Annotated in this window: 11 protein-coding genes and 1 pseudogene; 7 read left to right on the top strand and 5 right to left on the bottom strand. The window is 67.4% G+C overall.

The window, feature by feature from the left end; translation table 11 throughout:
* Positions 1-494: 494 nt before the first annotated feature.
* Entirely contained in the window at positions 495-1,160 is a 666-nt protein-coding gene (locus tag AC1DXJ_RS16640; RefSeq protein WP_477637503.1) for an O-methyltransferase, read from the top strand.
* Here the strand turns inward: AC1DXJ_RS16640 and AC1DXJ_RS16635 are convergent.
* Complete coding sequence (locus tag AC1DXJ_RS16635; RefSeq protein ID WP_477615954.1) at positions 1,157-2,314, bottom strand: NAD(P)-dependent malic enzyme; 1,158 nt, start codon at positions 2,312-2,314, stop codon at positions 1,157-1,159. The two genes, AC1DXJ_RS16640 and AC1DXJ_RS16635, sit on opposite strands and share 4 nt — an antisense overlap.
* A 260-nt stretch (positions 2,315-2,574) precedes the next feature.
* Positions 2,575-3,672: an acyltransferase family protein gene (locus AC1DXJ_RS16630; RefSeq protein ID WP_477637510.1), complete on the bottom strand. Its 1,098-nt coding sequence runs from the start codon at positions 3,670-3,672 to the stop codon at positions 2,575-2,577.
* A gap of 478 nt (positions 3,673-4,150) precedes the next feature.
* Here AC1DXJ_RS16630 and AC1DXJ_RS16625 point away from each other — a divergent pair, with 478 nt between their 5' ends.
* The 5 genes and pseudogenes from AC1DXJ_RS16625 to sodN all read left to right on the top strand — a co-directional run.
* Positions 4,151-5,068 carry an ABC transporter substrate-binding protein gene (locus AC1DXJ_RS16625; RefSeq protein ID WP_477615953.1) on the top strand — a complete coding sequence of 306 codons (918 nt, stop codon included), beginning with the start codon at positions 4,151-4,153 and terminating at the stop codon, positions 5,066-5,068.
* A complete protein-coding gene (locus AC1DXJ_RS16620; protein WP_477615952.1) occupies positions 5,068-6,015 on the top strand; it encodes an amino acid ABC transporter permease in 948 nt (315 codons plus the stop codon). Before AC1DXJ_RS16625 ends, AC1DXJ_RS16620 begins: the two co-directional genes overlap by 1 nt.
* Entirely contained in the window at positions 6,015-6,872 is an 858-nt protein-coding gene (locus AC1DXJ_RS16615) for an amino acid ABC transporter ATP-binding protein (protein WP_477615951.1), read from the top strand. The genes AC1DXJ_RS16620 and AC1DXJ_RS16615 overlap by 1 nt, the downstream gene beginning before the upstream one ends.
* Positions 6,873-6,962: 90 nt before the next feature.
* Positions 6,963-7,337 carry a S24/S26 family peptidase gene (locus AC1DXJ_RS16610; protein ID WP_477615950.1) on the top strand — a complete coding sequence of 125 codons (375 nt, stop codon included), beginning with the start codon at positions 6,963-6,965 and terminating at the stop codon, positions 7,335-7,337.
* Between the two features lie 157 nt (positions 7,338-7,494).
* Positions 7,495-7,800, top strand: a pseudogene (gene sodN / locus AC1DXJ_RS16605) (superoxide dismutase, Ni); the annotation flags it as partial.
* Positions 7,801-7,877: 77 nt separating this feature from the next.
* Here sodN and AC1DXJ_RS16600 read toward each other — a convergent pair.
* Both AC1DXJ_RS16600 and AC1DXJ_RS16595 read right to left on the bottom strand, forming a co-directional pair.
* The gene (locus AC1DXJ_RS16600; RefSeq protein WP_477615948.1) at positions 7,878-8,837 is read right to left on the bottom strand and encodes an NAD-dependent epimerase/dehydratase family protein; all 960 of its coding nucleotides are present in this window, start codon (positions 8,835-8,837) and stop codon (positions 7,878-7,880) included.
* Complete coding sequence (locus tag AC1DXJ_RS16595; RefSeq protein WP_477615947.1) at positions 8,834-9,838, bottom strand: glycosyltransferase; 1,005 nt, start codon at positions 9,836-9,838, stop codon at positions 8,834-8,836. The genes AC1DXJ_RS16600 and AC1DXJ_RS16595 overlap by 4 nt, the downstream gene beginning before the upstream one ends.
* 63 nt (positions 9,839-9,901) lie before the next feature.
* Here AC1DXJ_RS16595 and AC1DXJ_RS16590 point away from each other — a divergent pair, with 63 nt between their 5' ends.
* On the top strand, positions 9,902-10,408 hold the full coding sequence (locus tag AC1DXJ_RS16590; protein ID WP_477615946.1) for a GtrA family protein: 507 nt from the start codon (positions 9,902-9,904) through the stop codon (positions 10,406-10,408).
* A 69-nt stretch (positions 10,409-10,477) separates the two neighbouring features.
* On the opposite strand, the gene AC1DXJ_RS16585 is transcribed toward AC1DXJ_RS16590, so the two are convergent.
* Entirely contained in the window at positions 10,478-11,194 is a 717-nt protein-coding gene (locus tag AC1DXJ_RS16585; RefSeq protein WP_477615945.1) for a class I SAM-dependent methyltransferase, read from the bottom strand.
* Positions 11,195-11,301 lie beyond the last annotated feature (107 nt).

Genomic DNA, 11,301 nt, shown 5'->3' with positions numbered 1-11,301 from the left:
AATGGGGTTCGAACCCTGCGTCATTCCAGACGGTGGCCGAGCACACCCGCGGGCCCTTGGTGCTGAGATCGACAGTTCCAGGACCAAATGGGCCGCGTGCCTCACCCATGACCCGCTTGACCAAACTCGCAGTCAACCCGCCTAGCGGCGAGTCGTTGTGACCGTAGATCAGGGGCGTCGGGCAGTGCCGACCGGGCTGAGCCCCGGACAAGGCTGCGACTGGTCCACTCGGCCCGACGTTGCCGGGGGCGAGTAGCTCCAGACACGATCTGCCGTCCTGTCCGCGTAAGCGACTGCCCGCCCTTCCGTCAACATGCGAGGGACCCGCTGCTGCCGAGGAACTCCTGTCTAGATGAGGCCAGGCCCGTGCGCCCCAACAGAAGGGGGCGACAAGGGAGACTTGCGCCCGGGTGTACATGAGGCTGACCAACACACGGTGGACCACCTCAGGGCCAGACCTCACGCAGTCGAGCTGACCCGTTACTCTCGGCCATATGGTGTCGAAATGGCGAAAGACGGCTTCCTCAATCCGGCGACGTTCGCTCGGCATACGCGACACGCATACGACCCCATTCGCGACTCACCTCCCTGTGCTGGCCGGCCTCGCGACGATGGCACCGGTGACTCGAGTGCTGGAGTTGGGGAGCGGGCCCTACAGCACCCGCCTCTTCCTAGAGATCGCGGCCTTTCCCCACTTGGAGGCGCTGCGATCCTTCGAGGATGACCCAGATTGGGAACGGGTCGTGCGCGATGCAGCTGGAAACGATGCGCGCTTAACGTTGACGCTGGTCGACGCGGTACGAACTTCCGTGCCGCGTCCGTTGGAGGGCTTCGACCTGATCTTCATCGACGACTCGAGGACCTTTAGCGAAAGGGCACAGACCATCACCGCGGTGTGCGAGCAATCTCCTTCTGCTCCGCTGGTCGTGATCCATGATTTTGAGCACCGCGAGTATCGACGGGCGTCGAAGCCCTTCAAGCATCGATTCGTCTTCGACAGTTTTACGCCACAGGTCGGGGTCTGCTGGAATGACGCAGTCGTTGACATTCGCGCCTTGGAAGCCTTGCGCGCCACGATTACGGCAAATAACCATCTCGACCCCACGGATCAGGCGGGGTGGGCCCGTGTCTTCGAGCAAACTGCGAGATCGGCGTCCTAGCGCAGCGTTGCCACGGCTGCTGCCACCGCGTCAGTCACACCGGGCTCGAACACGCTAGGAACGATCTCGTCCGCGGTCGGCTCAGACACCAGGCTGGCGATGGCTGCCGCCGCCGCAAGCTTCATAGCCTCGGTGATCTGCGGCGCTCCTGAGTCCAGCGCACCGCGGAAGATCCCGGGGAAGGCCAACACGTTGTTGATCTGGTTCGGGAAGTCCGAGCGGCCGGTGGCGACCACCGCGGCATACCTGGACGCCACGTCGGGGTGCACCTCGGGATCGGGGTTGGCGAGCGCGAAGATGATCGACGACGGCGCCATCCGCGCGATCTCGGCTTCGGGCACCTGGCCGCCGGACACTCCGACGAAGACGTCGGCGCCCACCAGCGCGTCGCCGAGCGACCCCGAGAGGCCACGGGGGTTCGTCGTGGCGGCGAGCCGCCGCTTGTGGTCGGCGAGGTCCGGCCGAGCCGGGGACACGATCCCCCGGGAGTCGCAGACGACGATGTCGGCGACGCCGGCCCGAGCGAGCAGCTTGGTCACCGCGACACCCGCGGCGCCGGCTCCGGAGACGACCACCCGCAGCGACTCCAGGGTGCGGCCCACCACCTTCGCGGCATTCATCAGACCGGCCAGCACGACGATCGCGGTGCCGTGCTGGTCGTCGTGGAACACCGGGATGTCCAGCCGCTCCTGCAGCTGCCGCTCGATCTCGAAGCACCGCGGTGCTGAGATGTCCTCCAGGTTGATGCCGCCGTAGGTCGGCGCGATCCGCACGATGGCCTCGACGAGCTCCTCGACCGAACCCGTCTCCATGCACACAGGGACCGCGTCGACCCCGCCGAAGTGCTTGAACAGCACCGCTTTGCCCTCCATGACCGGCATCGCGGCGAGTGGACCTATGTCGCCGAGGCCGAGGACGGCCGTGCCGTCGGTGATGACGGCGACGGTGTTGCCGCGGGCTGTGTAGCGCGCGGCGAGTGAGGGATCGGCGGCGATCGCCCGGGAGACGTCAGCCACGCCCGGCGTGTAGAGCATCGCCAGGTCGACGCGGTCCCGCAGGGGCTGCGTGGCGTGTACCCCGAGCTTGCCGCCCTCGTGCGCCCGGAAGACCGGGTCGGACGGGTCGAACAGCGGAAACGACGGGAACGCAGACATGGACGATTCACCTCAAAGGAAGACAAGAAGATGCGTGGGGCACACCGCGCACGGATAGATCCGCGGTCGAACGACAGCCGGGTGTGGCCTCTCAGACGCAGAGCGCGGGGGTTACCCGCGAGTTCATGGTGGCACACCCGAGCGCCCGAAACCACCGTCGTAACGCGAGTGTGACCCGCATCGCGTGCCTCCTAGAGGCTACAAGGACGCGCGAGTCCGGACGAGCGGACATTTGCGCGACTGGCGTGGCTTCGCCACGGCTACGCCGGACGCCGCACCCGGGGCCTAAGAAATGGTCTCTCAAGATAGCGATAGCTCGCTGCCGCAAGCGCCAGGGCCGAGACGCCACCAATTGCGGCTACGGCAAGGAGGTTCATGTCCGGAAATGTCTGCCTTGTGATGAAAGCAATAGGAACCTGATGCCACAGGTAGACGCTGTAGCTTGATCGACCAAGAAACTCTAAGGGACGCCAACAAAGGAGAGTATTATTCCAGCTTGACTGTTGTCTGGTCCCAAACCAAATCAATGTGACAGTGGCAACCACGGCAAGAGGCAGTCCCGCCCAGCGGTAGATGGGGGAGTATTGGTTTGGCCCAAAAATCGTATATCCCAATAGGAATCCAAGCGCCGCGAAGGAGGCCATACTGGTCAACCGATCTGGCTTAGGCCTGGGCCCAGGTGCGGTTGGCTGGATGAGCCAAAGCGCGAGACTTGCTCCCACGAGGATCTCGGGGATCCTCGCCAAGGGTCCGTAGTAGAACCAACTTGGACTCTGTACCAAGGAGAACGCGAACATGACGGTAGCAACAACCATCAAGATCTTGGCAACGCTCCTGGGGCCCTCTGAGCGGCGTCGAAGGTATCCAAGAACCAGCGGCCAGGGAAGGTAGAACATCCACTCGATGGACAAAGACCAAGCGACGCCCAGCGGCCCGAACTCCAATGAACTTCCTGCATGAATCGGAGAAACCAGCTGAGACAAGGTGAGCGCGCTGGCAGTGAGCATTTCCATGGGCGAAAATGGTGAGCCGGGGAGCACAAGCGAGAGTGCTATTACGCCCAGACATGCGCCCGCCAGCGCAGGATAGAGCCGCCTGACCCTGCGACTGAGGAACCTTCGCCATTCGCCAGGAATACTTGGAGACGGACCGTCCAAGCGTGGCCACAAAAGCAACGTTATGATGTATCCGCTCAACACAAAGAAGACGTCGACACCGATGTAGCCGCCGTACGCAATTGGAACCTGGGACGAGATCCAATGGACGATCAGCACCGAAATGATCGCAACTGCGCGAATCCCGTCCAGATATCCGATCCGATCACGACCCCGAGGGTGCCCCTCTTGAGGCCCCTCCACATCCGTGCTCACGGCATGGTTTGTGTCCGCTGCGTCGCCAGCTGTGTTGAGTTGCACGCCCAGATTATGGGGCCTACGCCAACGACCGGCGAACGGCACGACGCGTGAGTCTGAGCGCGGCACTCGTCAGGGCCGCCGCCTCGGCCGCCGAGCAGTGACTGGCTGCCTCCAGCTGACCAGACGGCGTGACGCGAGTGTGACCGCATCGCCCCGAGTGATGGCCACAGGCCGGCCAGGCACCGCGGAGCGGGTGGGTAGGCGAACGCCTGCCCTCCCACCAACGGTTGCGATGGCACCGCTAGCAGGCCGTGCCGTGCCTAGACCCCTACCCAAGTGGGACATCTCGGATTCGAGACTGTTTCGGAACATCAGATCTAGCCCGGTTCCCGATCCTTGCTGGCAGGATGCCCCTAACCCCCAGCGGGTGACCTGGGAACCTCCCCAGGTGACCCGGCATACGAGGAAGGAACCTCACCGCATGACCCATCGCTTGCGCCCCACCACTCTCCTGATCGCGGGGCTGGCCACTGCAGGACTTGCACTGTCCGCCTGCGGCTCGGATTCGCTCTCCACCAACACGAGCAGCTCGAGCAGCAGCTCCACGACCAAGGCCGCGGTCGACCAGGCCCTGGTCGCGAAGCTGCCCGCCAAGGTCAAGAGCGCCGGCAAGATCGTGATCGGTACGGACGCCACCTACCAGCCGAACGAGTACCTCGACGCGGACGGCAAGACGGTCATCGGCATGGACGTCGAGCTGTTCGACGCGGTCATGGCCAAGTTCGGCATCAAGACCGAGTGGGTCCCGACCGGCTTCGACCAGATCATCCTCGGTGTCAAGAGCGGCAAGTACGACGTGGGTGTCTCCTCCTTCACCGTCAACGCCGAACGCATGCAGCAGGCCACGATGGTCAGCTACTTCACGGCGGGCACCCAGTGGGTCACCCAGAAGGGCAACCCCAAGAAGGTCGACCCCAACAACGCCTGTGGACTGAACATCTCGGTCCAGAAGGCCACCGTCCAGTCCGACGAGGACCTGCCCAAGCGGAGCAAGGCCTGCACCGACGCAGGCAAGCCGGCCATCAAGGCGATCGTGGACGCCGACCAGGCCAAGGTGACCTCGGCCGTGCTCACGGGCAAGGCCGACGCCATGCTCGTCGACCTGCCGCCGGCCATCAGCGCGGTCGACACGACGCAGGGCAAGCTCGAGCTGCTCGGTGAGCAGTACGACTCGGCTCCCTACGGCTTCGTGCTCCCGAAAGACCAGACCGACTTCGGTCAGGCCATCGCCGACGCGCTCAAGGCGATGGACACCGACGGCAGCTACAAGGCCATCCTCACGAAGTGGAAGACCGAGGGTGGAGCGATCAGCGACTTCGCCGTGAACCCGCAGCCCTGATGTCCACCACACCTGCTGAAGACCGGCCGGGCAAGATCCACGCCCGGCCGGTCCGGCACCCCTGGCGCTGGGTCGCCGTTGCCGTGATCGTCGTCCTCGTCGCGATGATGGTGAGCTCGGTCGTCACCAACGAGAACTGGAACTGGTCCTTCGCCTTCGAGATCATGCAGCAGCGGCCGGTCATCGACGGGCTGTGGAAGGGCACCATCTTCGGCACCATCGGGGCCATGGTGCTCGGCATCACCATCGGCATCACCCTCGCGGTGATGCGGCTGTCCACCAACCCGGTCCTTCGGGGGGTGGCGTTCGTCTACACGTGGTTCTTCCGGGCCATGCCGCGCTACGTCCTGCTGGCCATCCTGGGCGGTGCCATCGCGGTGCTCTACAACCCGATCCACATCGGGATCCCCTTCGGCCAGCAGCTGTCCCACGCGCTCGGCCTGTCCAACGACCTCACCTTCTTCAGCTTCAGCTGGAACGACATCTCCTCGTCGATCTGGATCGGCATCCTCGGCCTCGGTCTCTCCGAGGGCGCCTACATGGCAGAGATCGCGCGGGCCGGCATCCTGTCGGTCGACAAGGGCCAGATCGAGGCGTCGCACGCGCTGGGGATGCCCCCGGGCAAGACGATGCGCCGCATCGTGCTTCCGCAGGCGATGCGGGTGATCGTGCCCCCGACGGGCAACGAGACGATCGCCATGGTGAAGGACACCTCGCTGTTCATCGCCGCGTCGATCATCACCGAGCTCTACTTCCAGGCCTATGGGTTCGGCCAGCGCTCGTTCCAGATCGTCCCCGGCTTCATGGCCGCAACGCTGTGGTACCTCATCGTCTGCTCGATCCTGATGGTCGGTCAGTACTACCTGGAGCGCTACTACGGACGCGGCTTCGGGGCCCCGTCCAAGGCGACCAGGCGCAAGCTCGACACGATCACGGCAGGCCACTGATGACCAGCGACACGACCACCCGCACCCGCTCAGCGGAGCAGGACAGGGGCGCTCCCCTGGTCCACGCCGTCAACGTCACCAAGGCGTTCCACGGCAACCAGGTGCTCAAGGGCATCGACATGGACGTCCACCCGGGCGAGGTCGTCTGCCTGCTCGGCCCCTCGGGCTCGGGCAAGACGACCTTCCTGCGGTGCATCAACCAGCTCGAGTCCATCGACGGCGGACGCATCTGGGTCGACGGCGACCTGATGGGCTACGACGACCGCGGCGGCACGCTGCACCACCTCACCGACAAGCAGATCGCCGCCCAGCGCCGCGAGATCGGCATGGTGTTCCAGCGGTTCAACCTCTTCCCCCACATGACCGCCCTCGAGAACATCATGGAAGCCCCGATCCAGGTCAAGGGCGAGAAGAAGAAGGCCGTGCGCGAGCGCGCCCTGGCCCTCCTCGAGCAGGTCGGCCTCAAGGACAAGCCCAGCGCCTATCCCGCTCAGCTGTCCGGTGGGCAGCAGCAGCGGATCGCGATCGCCCGGGCCCTCGCGATGCAGCCCAAGCTGATGCTGTTCGACGAGCCCACCTCCGCCCTCGACCCCGAGCTCGTCGGCGAGGTACTCAAGGTGATGCGCCAGCTCGCCAAGGACGGCATGACGATGATCGTCGTCACCCACGAGATGAGCTTCGCCCGTGAGGTGGCCGACCGGGTCGTCTTCATGGACGGTGGCGTCGTCGTCGAGGAAGGCCCGCCCAGCGAGGTCATCTCCAACCCCCAGCACGCTCGGACGAAGTCCTTCCTCAGCCGCATGCGCCAGGAGGAGCAGGAGCACGAGCAGACCACTGAGTCCGACGAGGATGTCTGAGCCCCACGGCGGCTCAGACGCTGACACCCGGATGCGCGACGGCTTCCTGGTCGGCATGATGGCTTCAGGCAACGACGAGCGGGAGGCTGCGTGACGGTGATCGGTGTAGTCCGCGTCAAAGGTCGCTCCATGGAGCCGACCCTGCACACCGGAGACCGGCTCCTGGTCCTGCGAGGGGCGCCGCCGCGCCTCGGCCGCCTGGCGATCGTGCGCCTCCCTGACGACCCCGACGGGGTCCGCCGCCCGCTCGCCATCAAGCGCGTGACCGGGCGCGACCCGGCCGACCCCACCCGCTACTGGGTGGAGAGCGACAACCAGACCGCACCCGGCGTCACCGACTCGTGGACCCACGGCATCGGCTCGCTCGCCCGTGACCAGATCCGGGCCCTGGTCCTGTTCCGCCTGCCCGCGACCTATCCCGGACGTCGCCTCGCCCGCCGGGTGGTCCGCCGCTTCACCCGCTGACCCGGCTCGGCACCCGCGCGCACCGCGCCTCGCATGGGCGCCCGGGCGGCATACCTGCTCGTATGCCGGTCACCCGCCGGGGGTGCCGTGCGGCCCGCTGACCTGCCGGGTAGGGTCGAAGACGCACGAGATCATCCACCTCGCAGAAGGGATTCGCATGCTCTCCCGCCATTTCCGCCCCACTGAGGTCAGCGCCCACTGCGACCTGCCCTGTGGCGTCTACGACCCCGCCCAGGCACGCATCGAGGCCGAGTCGATCAAGGCGATCATCGCCAAGGTCGCCGACAACGACGACCCCGACTTCCGCACGCGCGCGGTGCTCATCAAGGAGCAGCGCTCCGAGCTGGTCAAGCACCACCTGTGGGTGCTGTGGACCGACTACTTCAAGCCGCCGCACTTCGAGAAGTACCCCGACCTCCACACGCTGTTCAACGAGGCCACCAAGCTGGCCGGTGCGTCGGGCACCAAGGGTGAGTTCGACAGCCCCGGGCCCCCCCCCGCTGGGGGCCGACCCTCTGTCGTGCCCGGACGTCGCGGCACTCAGCCGGCGGACGGGTTCCGGGTCTGCTCCCCCACGTCGGCAGCCGTGCCGGCCATGCCGATGGTGACCGAGGTGCGCAGGTGCGCGTCCAGCTCGGTCCAGACCACCGACAGCAGCCGCAGGTCGACCACCTGGCCGGTCCCTTCGACCGGCGCCTTGACGACGACGCGCGGACGCTTCTTGTAGAGCCGGGCCGACTCCGCGATGAGCGCGCTGATCGTCGTGCACTGGCCGGAGGCGATGATCTTGGTGACGACGCGCGACGGCTGTCCCTCGACGCGGGCGCGCACGCCGGCCAGGCCCGCCGCCACGAGGTTGCCGCAGTCCTCGGCATAGACGTAGTCGCGCATGGTGTCGAGGGGGACGTAGACCGTCAGCGGGAGCCCGGTGGCGTGGGTGCGGCAGAGCTGGGAGATGAGGCCCTGCGGCTTGGTGAGGTCCTGCCCCGGCCCGTAGAGGTTGCCGATGCGCCCCACCAGGACGGCCGTCCCCGTCCGCCGCGAGAAGTCCTCGACCGCCGCCTCCATCCTCAGCTTGGCTCGTCCGTAGGCGACCAGCGCAGCGGTGGGCGAGTCCTCGGTGAACGGCGCCCGGACCGGCGACCCGGCATACACCCCACCGGCGGAGGAGGCGAGGAAGAAGGCTCCGGCGCCGCCCTCGGGCAGCGCGGCGGCCAGGTCGGCGAGGAAGCCCTCGAAGAGGTCCACCTCGGCGATCAGGTCTGCCTCGGCCGTGGCGACCACGCCGGCTCCGGCGCACCAGGCCACGGCCCAGCTCCCACCGTCCGCGCGCTCGACCAGGGTCGAGATGCCCTCCCGCAACGCGGCGCGCGCGGCGACGGGGTCCGACCACGGCACGCGTGCGGTGACCACCTCGTCGCCGCGCCGCCGGACCGAGGCTGCGACGTGCGAGCCCAGGAGCCCGCCTGCACCGACGACCCAGGTGGTCGTCCGCGTCATGCGGACCGGCGTCCTAGCGGGCCGCGCTGGGGATCTGTGGTGATGAGGTAGAGCGGCTTGCCCATGGCCATGTTGACGACAACCCCGAGGTACTCGGCCACGATGCCCAGCGAGAACAGCACCGCGCCCGTGCCCACGATGACGAACACCATGACCGACGTCCAACCGGGGACCACGATGCCGCCGAAGAGCCTGCTGACCACCAGCACCACCGCGACGACGACGCCGAGCAGCGCGAACCCGGCCCCGATCATGCTGACGACGCGCAACAACCGGGTCCCGCTCGTGAGCACGAGCCTCCAGAAGTGCGACATCAGGCTCCGCAGCCGGTAGCCGCTGCGACGGTCGCCCTCCTCGCGCATGGGCAGGGGACAGCTGGTGACCCGACCGGCCACCCAGCCAAGGGCCACGTCGAGGTAGACGCCGGCACCGGCATAGGCCGCCAGCCCGCGAGCCACCTCACCCAGGACGAGACGGTAGGAGTGGTAGAGGTTCGCGCCGCTGTTGCCGGTCAGCCGTTCGACCAGCCACTTGGAGCCCTTCGACGCGGTGTTGCGCAGCGGACCGTGCGGCGGCTTGTTGGTGGGGCGGGCGTAGACGACGGCGACCTGCTCGGCCATCGCGCGGTCGAGGAGCGCACCCAGATAGGCCGGGTCGTGCTGCCCGTCCTCGTCCATCGTCACGACCCAGTCGCCACCGGAGGACGACATCCCGGCCAGTGTCGCCGCGTGCTGGCCGAAGTTCCGGCTCAGCCACACGGGGCGGACGAAGTCGTACTGCCGGACGAGCTCGCGGATGGTCTCGTCCGAACCGTCGGGGCCGTTGTCGTGCACGAGGAACAGCTCGCTCACCCGCGCCAGGTGGCCGTCCTCGGTGCGGAAATCGCTGGTGTACTCGGCGATCTCGGCGACCACCTCAGGCAGCGTCGCGCGACCGGCGTAGACCGGGATGACCACTGAGATCAGGTGGGCGGCGGACTGGGTGGGGGGTGCTGCCGACATGCCCGCACTATAGTCATCCAGTCCCCCGCCCCTGGGGGCGACCATTCCGAGGAACCGGGTGCCATGGCCAACCTCCCCGCCCCCGACGCGACGCAGCCGCACCTGCCACCTGCAGGTCCGCTGACCCAGCTGGTCCACAACCAACAGGTCGCCTACCTGCTCGTCGGCGGCATCAACACCGCGGTCGGACTCGGGTTCTTCGCGCTGGCGCACTGGCTGCTCGGCAGCACGATCGGCTACATGGGGTCCCTGGTGCTGGCCTACGCCCTGGCGATCCTGGTGGCGTTCGAGCTGCATCGGCGGTTCGTCTTCCGCGTGAAGGGCCACCGCGCGCGTGACCTGGCGCGGTTCGCGGGGGTGCAGTCGACCTCACTGGCGATCAACGCGGGACTGCTGCCACTGCTCATCGAGGTGGCCGGGCTGGGTCCCCTCGTGGCGCAGGCGATCGCCACCGGGCTGACCGTCGTGCTCAGCTACTTCGCGCACAAGTACTTCAGCTTCGCCCGCGACCTCGGGCCGGGTTATCCCGGCGACCTCATCGAGCACGAGTCGGACGACCCGAACTCGTAGCTGCCGCGCACCGGGCTGCCGCCAGGCTCGCGCCGGGCTGCCACCAGAGCGCCGCTTCGGGCTGCCGGCTCAGGCGGGCTTGCTCGCGGCGACGACCACCGAGGAACCGAACGGCAGGTCCATCCGCGCCAGCAGGGCACGGTCGACCCGGCTGAGCCCCATCAGCACCCGCTCCACCGGCTTGGGGACCTGCGGGAGGCTGACGACGTCGGCTGCCTCGTTCGACGAGGGCCGCACCCGGCGGGCGAGGCGCTCGGCGACGAAGAACGGGAACACCGAGGTGAAGGCGTAGGTCGCGCGGTCCACGGTCAGCCCGCTGCGCTCGACCGCGGCAACGGCCCGGGCACGGGTGTAGCGACGGTGGTGGCCGTTCTGGTCGTCGAAGTCGGTCCAGGCCCACTGGTAGGCAGGGACCGACACGAGCAACCGTCCGCCGGGTGCCAGGACGCGAGCGACCTCGCTCAGCGCCGTCTGCTCGGGCTCACAGTGCTCGATCACGTCGAACGCCGCCACGATGTCGAACGCGGCGTCCTCGAAGGGCAGGGCCAGGGCCGAGCCGCAGACGCCGTCCGTGCCGAGACCACGCGGGTCGAGGTCGAGCGACACGTGGCGGTCGCCGCCTCGCAGCCAGGCCACGCTGGGGCCGTCGGCGCTGCCCACGTCCAGGATCCGCGCGTCCCGGTCGACATACTCCTCGAGCACCTCTCGGAGCAGGTCCGTGCGCGCGCGGTACCACCAGTACGTCGGCGCGACGATCGAGGCGGAGCCGCCGTGAGCCACAGTCATGGGCGACACCCTAACCGGATCCTGTGGCTGCCCGCGGCACAGGTCAGAGCCCTGTCCCCGGCAGTCCGACATCCCACGGTTACTGGCGAGTCGGGCATAACGTACAT

The sequence above is a fragment of the Pedococcus sp. P2_D9 genome, assembly GCF_056404275.1.
This window is presented reverse-complemented; position numbering and strand designations above follow the sequence as displayed.